General features: G+C 61.4%; 11 protein-coding genes. 6 read left to right on the forward strand and 5 right to left on the reverse strand.

The genetic code is table 11. The annotated features are described in order from the left end of the window. From GGR30_RS18170 to GGR30_RS18185, 4 genes are read left to right on the forward strand one after another with little or no spacing between them, the layout of a single operon-like run. Complete coding sequence (locus GGR30_RS18170; protein WP_183489257.1) at positions 1 to 1,113, forward strand: ABC transporter ATP-binding protein; 1,113 nt, start codon at positions 1 to 3, stop codon at positions 1,111 to 1,113. Next, on the forward strand, positions 1,110 to 2,096 hold the full coding sequence (locus GGR30_RS18175) for a carbohydrate ABC transporter permease (protein WP_183489260.1): 987 nt from the start codon (positions 1,110 to 1,112) through the stop codon (positions 2,094 to 2,096). The genes GGR30_RS18170 and GGR30_RS18175 overlap by 4 nt, the downstream gene beginning before the upstream one ends. 6 nt (positions 2,097 to 2,102) lie before the next feature. Beyond that, positions 2,103 to 3,149: a carbohydrate ABC transporter permease gene (locus GGR30_RS18180; protein WP_183489263.1), complete on the forward strand. Its 1,047-nt coding sequence runs from the start codon at positions 2,103 to 2,105 to the stop codon at positions 3,147 to 3,149. Positions 3,150 to 3,167: 18 nt separating this feature from the next. After that, positions 3,168 to 4,244: a LacI family DNA-binding transcriptional regulator gene (locus tag GGR30_RS18185; protein WP_183489266.1), complete on the forward strand. Its 1,077-nt coding sequence runs from the start codon at positions 3,168 to 3,170 to the stop codon at positions 4,242 to 4,244. A 75-nt stretch (positions 4,245 to 4,319) separates the two neighbouring features. Here the strand turns inward: GGR30_RS18185 and GGR30_RS18190 are convergent, their stop codons facing one another. From GGR30_RS18190 to GGR30_RS18210, 5 genes are all read right to left on the reverse strand, one after another. After that, positions 4,320 to 5,051: a sulfite exporter TauE/SafE family protein gene (locus tag GGR30_RS18190; protein WP_183489269.1), complete on the reverse strand. Its 732-nt coding sequence runs from the start codon at positions 5,049 to 5,051 to the stop codon at positions 4,320 to 4,322. A gap of 3 nt (positions 5,052 to 5,054) precedes the next feature. Beyond that, positions 5,055 to 7,184 (reverse strand): acetate--CoA ligase family protein, encoded by a 2,130-nt coding sequence (locus tag GGR30_RS18195; protein WP_183489272.1) that lies wholly within the window; start codon positions 7,182 to 7,184, stop codon positions 5,055 to 5,057. 10 nt (positions 7,185 to 7,194) lie between these two features. After that, positions 7,195 to 8,412 (reverse strand): acyl-CoA dehydrogenase, encoded by a 1,218-nt coding sequence (locus GGR30_RS18200; RefSeq protein ID WP_246414022.1) that lies wholly within the window; start codon positions 8,410 to 8,412, stop codon positions 7,195 to 7,197. 51 nt (positions 8,413 to 8,463) lie between these two features. Next, the gene (locus tag GGR30_RS18205) at positions 8,464 to 9,258 is read right to left on the reverse strand and encodes an enoyl-CoA hydratase/isomerase family protein (protein WP_183489275.1); all 795 of its coding nucleotides are present in this window, start codon (positions 9,256 to 9,258) and stop codon (positions 8,464 to 8,466) included. 207 nt (positions 9,259 to 9,465) lie between these two features. After that, on the reverse strand, positions 9,466 to 10,371 hold the full coding sequence (locus tag GGR30_RS18210; protein ID WP_183489277.1) for a LysR family transcriptional regulator: 906 nt from the start codon (positions 10,369 to 10,371) through the stop codon (positions 9,466 to 9,468). Positions 10,372 to 10,517: 146 nt separating this feature from the next. On the opposite strand from GGR30_RS18210, the gene GGR30_RS18215 reads away from it, so the two are divergent. Further along, positions 10,518 to 11,726: a thiolase family protein gene (locus GGR30_RS18215; RefSeq protein WP_183489280.1), complete on the forward strand. Its 1,209-nt coding sequence runs from the start codon at positions 10,518 to 10,520 to the stop codon at positions 11,724 to 11,726. Positions 11,727 to 11,729: 3 nt separating this feature from the next. Next, a complete protein-coding gene (locus tag GGR30_RS18220; RefSeq protein WP_183489283.1) occupies positions 11,730 to 12,146 on the forward strand; it encodes a Zn-ribbon domain-containing OB-fold protein in 417 nt (138 codons plus the stop codon). Positions 12,147 to 12,186: the final 40 nt, after the last annotated feature.

Here is a 12,186-nt window from a genome sequence, read left to right on the forward strand (position 1 = left end):
ATGGCCAGTCTTTCGATCGAAAACGTCACCAAGAACTTCGGCGCCGTCAAGGTCATCAAGGGTGTCGACCTTGAGGTCGAGGACGGCGAATTCGTCGTTCTCGTCGGCCCATCCGGTTGCGGAAAATCGACCCTGCTGCGCGTGATCGCCGGGCTTGAGGATGTCACCGGAGGCGACATCGCCGTCGGCGGGAAGCAGGTCACACGCCTCACCCCGGCCCAGCGGGAAATCGCGATGGTGTTCCAGTCCTATGCGCTCTATCCGCATATGAGCGTGCGCAAGAACCTGTCCTTCGGCCTTGAAAATCTCCGCATGAAGAAGTCGGAAATCGATGAACGGGTATCTCGCGCCGCCGGCATGCTTGGCCTCGATCCGTTCCTGGATCGGCGACCGAAGGCCCTTTCCGGCGGGCAGCGCCAGCGCGTTGCCATCGGGCGGGCGATCGTGCGCGAACCGACATTATTCCTGTTCGACGAGCCGCTTTCCAACCTCGATGCCAAATTGCGCGTGCAGACGCGCGGCGAAATCATCAATCTGCACCGCAAGCTCAAGTCAACGATGATCTATGTGACGCATGACCAGATCGAGGCCATGACCATGGCCGACCGCATCGTGGTCATGCATGACGGCATCATGGAGCAGGTCGGCACACCGCTTGAACTTTTCGACGCGCCGGTCAACCTGTTCGTCGCTGGCTTCATCGGATCGCCCCGGATGAACTTCTTCCCCGGAACGGTGCGCGGCATAAACGGCGAAAACATCACCGTCACGCTCGACCACCTCGGCTCCATCGTCCTGCCTTTCGCCACGGGCAGCGTTACCGACGGGGAGCGTCTGGTTATCGGCGTCCGCCCCTCGCATACGAAAGTCAATGAAGGGCCATACGCGGTCGAGGTGCAGTATCAGGAAAGCCTCGGCACAGAGACCTTCATTTACGGCAAGCTTGAAGGCGTGGAAGAACTGGTCACCCTGCATGTGCAGGATCACTTCCAATCCGAACCCGGTCAGCAACTGGCCTTCGACCTTCCGGTTGAGCGCGTGCATGTCTTCCGCGAGTCCGACGAGAAACGCGTGCCGACACGCACCGAGGCAGGCCAGGGAGGCGGCCGATGACCAATCTCAGAGCGCTTCCCGGCATGACCTTTTCCTGGCTGGTCCGGCTGCTTGAAGTTCCCTTCGATCTGATTGAGCGGCTGATCGGCGGACGGCGCATGCCGTGGGCGTTCCTGGCGCCCAACATGGTCATCTTCGGCATATTCAGCTTTCTGCCGATCGCGCTACTGATCGGCTACGCCTTTACCGGCGGCTCGGACGTCCTGCTCGGGGACCGGCCTTTCGTCGGCCTGGAGAACTTTGCGAGGCTGTTCGACTGCGAGAATTACCTTTCGCCTTATACCTGCCGCGAGTCCTTTTTCTGGATCGCGGTCAGGAATACCCTTTGGTATGTGACGATCAAGGTCACGGCAATGCTTGCCATTTCGCTGATGACGGCGATCATCCTCAACCGGATATGGTTCGGAAGAGGCTTTTTCCGCGCCGTGTTCTTCTATCCGGTTCTGCTCTCTCCCGTTGTCGTGGGACTGGTCTGGCAGTGGTTCCTCAACACCAACGGCCTTTTGAACGCCTTTCTGGTGGAGCTCGGTTTCGAGCGCGTGATCTTCATGCTCGATATTTTCTGGTCGCGCTTCTTCGTGATCTTCGTGTCGATCTGGTTCCAGATGGGCTTTTACACGCTCATCCTGCTTGCCGGACTGCAGGCAATCCCAAGCGACATCTATGAGGCGGCCGCCATTGACGGCACCCCGCGCTGGCGGGTCTTCACCCGGATCACCCTGCCAATGCTGGCGCCCAATCTTGTCGTGGTCCTCGTGCTCCTGATGATCAGGGCGGTGCAGGTCTTCGATGAGGCCTATGTCCTGACGAATGGCGGCGGGCCGGGCACCGCCAACACCTTCCTCGTCCAGTTCATCTACGAAACCGCCTTTGCCAGCGACCTGAAACTCTACGGCCTGGCATCCGCCGCATCGGTGGTCATGGGGTTCGTGCTTTTGATCCTGACGCTCGTGCAGCTCCAACTGGCTCGTAAAGCGGAGTAAAGATTCATGCCTGTAAAAAGCTTTCTCGCACAGACCCGCGGCAAGAACGGACCGGATATCGCCGACTGGCTTTCCTGGTTCTGGCTGGTATTCGGGACGCTGCTGATTGCCATACCCGTCGCCTGGGCCGCGATCTCCTCGCTCAAACAACCCGCAGAGATCACCCGTTTTCCGCCGAGTTTCGTGCCCACGGCGCCGGCACAGGTGGAAGTTGCCGGTTACGACAGGCCTCTGGGTCTGTGGGAGGTGAACATCGACGGCAACACGGAGGAGATGGCGCTCGTGCGGCGGATCGGCATCCAGGCCAGCATGGTCGACCCTGAAAATCCGGAGGAGACCGTCAACGTGCCGACGAGCGACATTCGCCCGTTGCTGGAACTGTCCATAGCGGCGAGCAACTACACAGAGCCGCTCGAACGCTTCAACTTCCTGACCTATTTCAAGAATTCCGTGTTCGTCACCACGGTGGCAACCCTGCTTACCTTGCTGCTGAATGCAATGGCGGCATTTGCGCTCTCGAAATATCGCTTCCGCGGACGCAATGCGGTATTCGTGCTGATCATCTCGACCTTGATGATTCCGCTTTCCGTGGTCATGGTCCCCGCATTCCTGGTGGTTGTAGGCCTCAACCTCATGGACAACCTCTGGGGCGTCATTCTTCCGACCATCGCAACCCCGACCGGCGTGTTCCTGTTGCGCCAGTACATGCTGACCATCCCCGATGAACTGATCGAGGCCGGCCGCATCGACGCTGCGAGCGAATTCCGCATCTTCTGGCGGATCGTTCTGCCGCTGACGGCGCCAGCGCTTGCGGTATTGGCGATTTTCTCGGTGATCTGGCGCTGGAACGATTTTCTCTGGCCGCTGATCGTTCTGATCCGTCCGGAAAATTTCACGCTCCAGGTCGGCCTCAACGCCTTCAAGGGCCAATATCAGGTCCAGTGGCACTATATTCTGGCGATGACGATGCTGAGCCTTGCGCCGGTCACAATCATCTTTGTATTTCTTCAGCGCTACATTACCGCTGGCATCGCCAATACCGGCATCAAGTAGATCAGGAGTGTCAAAATCTTGGCGAAGACGACAAAAGGTCCGGGATCGAAGCCCCGGGTCGGCCTCAAGGACATCGCCCAAAGCGCCAATGTCTCGATCAGCACGGTCTCACACGTCATCAACCGGACCGCGCCAATCTCCGAGGATGTGCGCGAACGGGTCATGCAGGCGGCACGTGAAACCGGCTATCTCGGCCTGCGCAGGGAGCGGGAAGCGCGCGGCGGCATCCGAAAGGTGCTGCTCGCCTCTTCGGCCTACGGCCTTGCCGAAAATGACAACAACCTGTTCCTGTGGAGCATCTTGTCCGCGCTTCGGGCACGATGTGAACAGATCGGCGTCAAGCTTCTCCCTCACTCGCCGCCGGGCGATCATCTGAGCGCCGAGGGCATCATTCGTGCTGCCAATGACGAACGCGCCGACGGCGTTCTGCTCATTCACGACGATCGGCGCGAATTGCTGGCGCTGCTCAGCGAACGCCGGGAGGAATTGCCGCCGGTCGTCCTGATCAACGGCGAGGATCCCGACATGGGCATCGATACGGTCTCGCCCCAGAACCGTTTCGCCGCGTTCAAGGCCACACGATGGCTGACGGAGATCGGTCACCGCAACATCCTGCATGTTACCTGGCACGGCAGAACGACGATCTCGCGGCGGCGAGACGGATTTCTTGACGGCATGGCAGAGATCGGGGTCAGGCCCGAGAATGCGCCGATCTTCGCCTTTTCCGGTCCAGACGCCTGGCGCGCCCAACCCTTCCTATCGGACAAGCTGATCGAACAGGTTCGGTCCGAGAACATCACCGCGATCTTCTGCGGGGCCGACGATGTCGCGCTCCGGGTCCACAGATCCCTTCACAAGGCCGGATACAAAGTGCCGGAAGACATATCGCTCATGGGGTTCGACAATATCGTCCATGCGGAAATGAGTTCGCCTCCGCTCGCCTCTGTCGCCGTTCCGGTCGGCCATATCGGTCCTGTCGCCCTGAAACTGCTCGAGGAGCGTCTGAGCGAGTCCTTCGGACCATCCGCGCCCGCACGACGGGTTGAACTCGCCTGCACGCTGATAAAACGCGCAAGCGTGGCGCCGTTGCGATAGGCAGATATTCCCGCTGTCACACGTTGGCGGCTCTGCCATGATCGCGCGGCAGGCCCTGCCCAGCCTTGGCCGGCCTCAGCCGATGACAAGGCCAAACCCCGCTGCTGCGAGAACGCTCCAGATGACGTAAAGCACCTTGATGCGGGAAATGCGGCCGCCGAGCAGGCTGCCGAAGGCCAACCCGCAAAGCATGGCGGGAAGGCACCAGACAATCAGGTGCAGGGTTTCCCTCCGCGCGTAGTAGCCCGTGCTCAAGAACCATGAGAACCGGCAGACGCCGATACTCAGGATGAACAGGCTGATCGTCGCCCTGAACGTCCTGTGATCCGGCAGACGCCGCGAGAGATAGACAGAATAGATCGGACCGCCGGTACCGAACAGCGCGGTAAAAATGCCGCCGGAAAGACCGGTAGGGATTGCCCAGCGGCTCGATACGGGGCCGCCGGCCGGCCGTTTGAGAAAGTTCAAGCCGGAATAGGCAAGCAGGAACACACCGAGCGTCAACCTCAAAGCACGCTCCGGCGCATAGTGGAAGACCACAAGCCCGAGCGCGATACCGACCGCGCAGAAGGGCGCAAGCCGGGCCAGCTCAGCAAAGTCCGCCAATTTTCGGCCACGCACGCCGACGAGGAAGCCGGCCAGGATATCGAGCACCTGCATCACCGGCGAAGCGGTGGTGATCGGCAGAAAAAAGGCGAGCAACGGCAGCGCGGTGATGGTTGAACCGAAACCCGTCAGCCCGTAGACGGCATAGCCGAAAAAGATGATCGGCGCCGCCAGAAGGAACGCATCCGGTTGCTCGAGCATGGCTCAGCGACTGGATGCTTCAGGCGGCGCGTCGTTCAGGATCATGACGCAGTCCACCACGCGCGGCCCGCTCTTGCCGACAAGCACGGGGTTGAGATCCAGTTCAAGAAGACGCGGCGCCATCGCATCCGCCCATTGCGACAGCTTGGCCAGCAGGTCGGCGATTTCGTCGCGGTCGACGGCCGGCTTGCCGCGCACGCCGTCGAGGATCGCGCCCATCCGCAGTTCCGAAAGCATGAGGGCGGCCTCATGGCGGTCAAAGGGCGCCTTGCGGAAGGTGACATCCTTCAGCACCTCCACGAGCACGCCGCCTAGACCGACCATGACGATCATGCCGAAAACCGGATCACGGCTCACGCCGACGACGAGTTCGACATGTCCTTGCGACATCTCCTGAACCAGGATGCCGGACAGACGGGCCTTCGGCATGTTCTCCTTCGCCCGCGACACCAGTGTCCGGTATCCCTCTCGGATCGCGGCTTCGCTGTCGACGCCGAGAATGATGCCTCCCATGTCCGACTTGTGCAGGATATCGGGCGATTCGACCTTCAGAGCGACAGCGCCGCCATTCCCGCGCCACAGTGCGACGGCGGCATCCTCGTCTCCGGCAAGCGCGACGTTGGCCATCGGAATGCCGGCGGCGGCAAGGAGAGCGGATGCCTCGACCGTCGGCTGGACGCCGCTTGGCGCCTTGGGCACGGGTGGCGAGAGGCGTGACTTTGCCGGGCCGGCGTCGGCTTTTCGCTCGCTTTGCCCATAGCGCGCGAGTGCTGCTGCGGCCTCGACCGCCCGTTCTCCGGCGGAAAACACCGGAATGCCGAGCGCGCCCAGCCCCTTCGCTGCCGCCTCGGGCGCGGCGACCCAGCAGACAAGGAACGGTTTTTCCGTGTGGTCCCTGATCTCGGCGAATATCTTCAACAGCGCATCGACATAGCCAGTCATGAGTTGCAGCCAGACGATCGCGACATCAATTGCGGGATCGTCGAGCATGGCAACGACGGATTCACTCAAGAGTTCCGGCCGGGCAACGAACTGGCCGGTCACATCGACCGGATTTCCGGCAGCGCCGAAGGCCGGCATCACCGATGCGAGTTTTGCCTGTGTTTGCGTGCCGAGATGGGGAACGGCAAGCCCGACCTCCTCCGCACGGTCGGCCATCATCACGCCGGCGCCGCCCGATTGCGTGGCGATGCCGAGCCCGTTTCCGCCGGCGCGACGGGCCTGGCAGAATACCTCCATCATGTCCAGCATCTGCTCCTCGTTGCGCGCGCGGAGGATGCCATATTGCCGGGCCACCGCATCGAAAACCGCATCGGAGACCGCCAGCGCCCCGGTGTGCGAGGCGGCGGCGCGCGCGCCGGATTCCATCCGTCCGACCTTGGTCAGAATGAGCGGCTTGCCGAGTGCGCGACATTTCTGAGCAAGCTTCACCAGCGCCTCGCCATCGGAGATGCCTTCGAGATAGCCGGCGGCGACCTTGACGCGCGGATCCTCGACGACCGCCATCATCAGCTCGGCAAAGTCGAGGTCGGCCTGGTTCCCGGTGTTGACGAAGTATCCAAGGCCCAGCCCGCGCCTGCGCGCAAGCGCCGCGATCGCCGTGCCGAACGCGCCGGACTGGGTGACGAAGGCGACCGGGCCCGCCCCGGTGTCACCGTCCGCATACTGGCTGAACGTGGCATAGACGTTTTCGAAGGCGTTGATGAAGCCGAGGCAGTTGGGCCCGAGCAGGATCACGCGGGCCGCTTTCGCCGTGTCCGCGAGTTCCTGTTCAAGCGCCTTGCCGTCCGGCCCCATCTCGCCGAAGCCGGAACTGAAGATAACCGCTGCGCGGATGCCTTTCCTCCCCAGTTGCCGAATGCAATCGCAGACGAGCGCCGCCGGCAACGCGATGATCGCCAGATCGGCGGCACGCGGAAGCGAGGCAATATCGGGATAGCAGGCAAGCCCCGCAATCTCACGGTATTTCGGGTTTACCGGAAGGATCTCGCCGCCATAGCCCTTGTCGATCAGGTGTTTGAGCGGGCGTCCGTTGACCTTGGAGAAATCGGCCGAAGCGCCGATGACGGCGACTGACCGCGGGTTGACGAGCTGTCGGATGACCGCCGCGCGGTCGGGGTTCATGAACGTCATGGTACTGACCCTAAAATGCCGGAATGTCGGTCTGCGCGCGCCCGAGAACGAGCGCGTGAATGTCGTGGGTGCCTTCGAGTGTGTTTACCGTTTCCAGGTTCATAAGGTGCCGGATAACATGATACTCGTCGGAAATACCGTTGCCGCCGTGCATGTCGCGGGCCTGGCGTGCGATCTCCAGGGCCTTGCCGGCATTGTTTCGCTTCAGCAGCGAGACCATTTCCGGGCTGGCCTTGCCCTCGTCGCGCATCCGGCTGAGATGCAGGCAGGAGACCAGGGCGAGCGTGATTTCGGTCTGCATGTCGGCCAGCTTCTTCTGGATGAGCTGATTGGCGGCGAGCGGTCTGCCGAACTGCCGGCGCTCGAGCGCATAGTCGCGCGCTGCATGCCAGCAGAATTCGGCAGCCCCGACAGCCCCCCAGCAAATGCCGAAGCGGGCATTGTTGAGACAGCTAAACGGCGCGCCGAAACCACGGGCCCCGGGAAGCCGGTTTTCCTCGGGCACGAAAACATCATCCATGTGGATCTGGCCGGTCGGAGAGGCGCGAACCGAGAACTTGCCCTCTATCTTGCTCGTTGCCAGCCCCTCCATGCCGCGCTCGAGAATGAATCCGAGCAACGCGCCCTCATCGTCCTTGGCCCAGACCACCATGACATCGGCGATCGGCGCATGGGTGATCCAGGTCTTCGACCCCGTCAGCCGGAAACCGCCATCCACCTTGCGCGCGCGGGACTGCATGCCCGAGGGATCGGAGCCGTGATCGGGCTCGGTCAGGCCGAAACATCCAAGCTTTTCCGCACGCGCCATCGCCGGCAGGAAGGCTTCGCGCTGGTGTTCTGATCCGTAGAGATAGATCGGGAGCATGCTGAGCGTGCTCTGCACGCCGAGCGCCGAGCGATAACTTGTGTCGACGCGCTCGAATTCGCGCGCAATCAGCCCGTAGGCGACATAGCTGATGCCGGCGCAGCCAAAACCATCGATGGTCGCGCCAAGAAAGCCGAGTTCGGCCATTTCGGCCATGATCTCGATGTCGAAGCGTTCGTGACGGTTTGCCTCCAAAATCCGGGGCATCAGGCGTTCCTGCGCATAGTCGCGGGCCGCGTCGCGGATCATGATCTCCTCGGAGGTCAGCAGGTCCTCAATCCGGAACGGATCCTCCCAGTCAAACCGGGCACCCTTCATGCGCGCGCGATCCAGCACATCCGCCGGCGGTTGGTGATACGTCATCTGTTTCCCCCTCCTACTTCTCGCGCTGCTGGCGCGTCCTCCAGTCCCGCCTCAAAACCCGTCGCTTTCCGGCTGCGGGCCGAATTGCGGTTCCCGTTTTTCGAGAAACGCCGCCACGCCCTCCTTCTTGCCAGCAGAGGCAAGGCAGATCTGAAACCAGCGGTGCTCGTAATCGATGGCGTGATCAATGGTCATGTCGGCGCTGCGGGAGACGGTATCAATGACCGCGCGCGCCGAAACGGGCGCCAGTTTTGAAAGGCGCTCGGCCAGTGCCTCAACCGCGCCGTCGAAAACATCCCCATCCACGACCCAGTCGAGGATACCGAAACGCTCGGCTTCAGAAGCATCGATCCGTTCGCCCAGCAGGATCATCCGCATGGCGCGACCGCGTCCGACAAGGCGGGTCAGCCGGGCCGTGCCGCCATTGGCGGGCAGGATTCCGATCCTCGTCTCCGGGAGCCCCACGACTGCATTGGCAGAAGCGATGCGCAAATGGCAGGCAAGCGCCAGTTCCAGACCGCCGCCGAGCGCAAACCCGTCAATCGCGGCAACCGTCGGAAAAGGAGCGGTTTCAAGTTTGCGGGCAAGCAGGCGGCGGGCACCGAAATCGATTTCGCTCCACTGCGTGCGCTTCTCCATTTCGCGGAGATCGGCGCCTGCGGCAAAGGCTTTTCCGCCAGCGCCGCGCAGAACGAGAACCCGGGTGTCCGCAGAAAGCCGAGAGACTGCATCGAGCGCCTCCGCGATCAGATGATTGTTGAGCGCGTTGAGCACATCGGGCCGGTTGAAGGTCAGATATGCCTTGGGGCCGTCCTGCCGGAATCTGATTGTCTCATACTCTGCCATACGCCTGCCTTTGGAAACTAGCCCGGATCACCGGCACGTTCATGAAACCACCCGATAATCTGTCATCTCGACGCTCCGATTCCCGACAGATCATCAACGGGAATTTCACCGGCGCTCAAAGCAGCTATCAGGTCGAGGTAAAAACAGTCCAATTTATTTTGGGCAGAATGATTATTCATAACTTGAATAATACTGGCGCCAAACGCCTTAGAGCGATTCACACAGCGCGATCAGGTGATTGCGCAGCCACCGATGCGCCGGGTCCGTGTTGAACGTATCGTGCCAGATCAGGAAGACAGGAAATTTCGGCGTTCGGACCGGCGGCGTATAGGTCTTCAGGCGAAAATGATCGGCATAGATATAGGCCATGCGACGCGGAAGCGTTGCCAGAAGGTTGGAACGCTGCACCACGGTCGGCATCGAAAGAAAATGCGGGACCGTCAGGGCAATCTTCCGCTTCAGTCCGCGCTTGTCGAGCGCCAGATCGATCATCGGACGGGATTTGCGCCGCGGCGTGATGACCGCATGCTGGAGCGCAAGATAGGTCTCCAGGGAAAGCTGCTCGCCGATCGCCGGATGATCGATCCGCGATAGCGTGACGAGGTCTTCCGTCAGCACGCACCGGCTTTCAAAGCCGTCTCCGCGCAGGGCGAAATAGTCGAGCGCGAGATCGACCGTCCCCTCCCTCAGTTCACGGGTCAGCGACGAACTCAATTCCGGGCGGATCTGGATGTGAATGCCGGGCGCGGCCTCGGCAAGCCAGTCGATGAAACGCGGGATCAGGACGGTCTCGCCATAATCCTCGACCGCGATCACGAATTCCCGGCTGGACTGAGAGTGATCGAAGGTCTCGTCGCTGCGAAACCCGCGTTCCAGCAGCTCCAGTGCCTGGCTTATGGGATCGCGCAGCGATTTGGCGCGGGCTGTCGGCACCATGCCGCTGCCCTCCCGCTTGAACAGCGGATCTTCCAACGCATGCCTCAATCGCGCCAGCGCATTGGAAACAGCAGGCTGGGACAGGTTCAGCCGCAATGCCGCCCGCGAGATGCTGCGCTCGGAATAGATCGCGTCGAAGATGAGCAGCAGGTTGAGATCCATCGATCGAAGATTCATCACGCCTCTCAGTGGCTTTGCCAAAATATTCACAAAGTCAATATTGTCTATCATCTATAGAAACTAGACAAATACAGGTCGCCTGCGCACCCTGACGCCTGAAATGCGGGCTGCCGACAAAACGGGCAGACCTGGGAGGAGACAAAATGCGCGGAAAAGTGGCTATCGTCGGCTATGGCAGAACGCCATACAGCCGGGTGAAACCCGGCGAGCAGGTTTACACGGTTGATGAATATATCGCCTGGGCGGCGGAACTGGCGCTTGAAAGTGCCGGCATGTCGAAATCCGATTTCGATGGCCAGGGCCTCGGCGTTTCCCACGCCGAAGTCGCTCACACCGTGAACTGGTCGGCGGCAACGGCGGAGAACCTTGGGATCAGTCCCAACGCCCTGATCCGCGGCGACCAGGGCGGCTGTTCGGCCACGTCGATGCTGATCCGCGCCGCGGCACTGATCGATGCCGGCGTCATCGACCGGGCGTTGATCGTCGGCGCCGACACGCCGCTTTCCATGCCCTCGATCGCACCCGGACTTCCGCTTTCGCCGGAGCGCACGCGCGGCGTCTTCTGGGATTTTCAGGGGCCGTTCGGGGTGATGGGGGCCACGGCCCAGTTCGCCCTTGTGCTGCGCCGTTACATGCATGAACATGAGGTGACCCCCGAGCAGCTCGGCAAGGTCGCGGTGTCGAACCGCTATCATGCCTCGCTTCATCCGGGCGCCATCTACCGCAAGCCTTATACGCTCGACGACTATCTCGGCTCGCGCATGCTTTCCGATCCGATCAGGCTCTTCGACTGCGTGCCGATCGTCAATGGCGGCCTGGCCTTCATCGTGACCTCGGCCGAAACGGCAAGATCGATCACCGACAGGCCCGTCCATGTTCTGGGTTTCGGAGAGACCAATAATTTCTACGCCGGTTCGAAAGTGTTTCCCGATGTGACGGTGACCGGTTTTACGCAATCGGCGCCACGCGCAATGGAAATGGCCGGGGTGACGCATGACGACATCGATTTTCTGCAGCCCTATGACGATTATCCCTTCATCTCGATGATGACGATCGAGGATTGGGGCTTCTGCAAGAAGGGTGAAGGCGGCCGATTCATCGAGGAGCACGATCTTCATTATGATGGCGACTTTCCGCTCTCCACAGACGGCGGCCAGCTCTCGGGCGGCCAGCCGGGCGGCGCCAATGGCGGCTTCATGCCGCTGGTGGAAGGTGTGGCCCAGCTTCGCGGAGAAGCCGACGGACGCCAGGTCAGGGATGCAACGGTCGGTGCGGTCTGCGGTTTCGGCGGCATTCCCTATGGCCGACCCGGCCGCAGTTGCATCTCAGTCATTCTCGGATCGGAGGCCTGAACCATGAACGCTTTGCCGAAAAAGCCACTGCCCGAGATTTCCGACCTGACGCGCCCGTTCTGGACGGCGGCGCGCGAGGGGCGGCTCGTCATGCAGAAATGTCCGCGCTGCGGCACGGTCAATTTCCAGCCAAAACCATGGTGCATCGAGTGTGGAGAACGCGCGCTGGAGTGGACTGAAATGCCATCCGAGGGCACTGTCTACTCCTACACGATCTCGCATTCCGTCGCCATGAACTATCTCGGCTGGCAGGAGGAGCTGCCTGTGGTGATGTGCCTCATCGACATTGATGACGGCGCCAGAATGTACGCGCAACTCACCGATACTGTCGCGGAGGACGTGCATGTCGGAATGCGGGTACGGGTCTATTTCGAGGAGATCAGCAAGGAGGCGGGCATCCCGAAATTCAGGCCGGCATAAAAGACTGGGCGACGGTCCGGACGCCTTCGGCAATCGCCAT

It is taken from the genome of Martelella radicis, assembly GCF_014196625.1.
Lineage (GTDB): Bacteria > Pseudomonadota > Alphaproteobacteria > Rhizobiales > Rhizobiaceae > Martelella > Martelella radicis.